Genomic DNA, 266 nt, shown 5'->3' with positions numbered 1-266 from the left:
CTATCTGGTCGCTATCATTGACTGGTACTCGTGCAAAGTTCTGAGCTGGCGGTTATCAATCACCATGGAGGCTACCTTCTGCATCGAAGCTCTGGAAGATGCACTCGCTAAATACGGCAAGCCAGAGATTTTCAACTCTGATCAGGGCTCTCAGTTCACCAGCATAGACTTCACCGATGTGCTCAAGCGTGAGAAGATCAAGATTTCCATGGATGGCAAGGGAGCATGGCGCGACAATGTTTTTATCGAACGGTTCTGGCGCACCA

1 protein-coding gene is annotated in these 266 nt (G+C 49.6%); it reads left to right on the top strand.

Features of this window, described 5'->3' with window-relative positions:
• The coding region (locus PsWM33_RS07260) for a DDE-type integrase/transposase/recombinase (protein WP_153039907.1) at positions 1 to 266 on the top strand (266 nt) is incomplete at both ends.

The organism is Pseudovibrio sp. WM33 (assembly GCF_001623165.1).
Classification (GTDB): domain Bacteria; phylum Pseudomonadota; class Alphaproteobacteria; order Rhizobiales; family Stappiaceae; genus Pseudovibrio.
The sequence above is the reverse complement of the archived record's forward strand: the minus strand, read 5'-3'. Positions and strand labels throughout refer to the sequence as shown.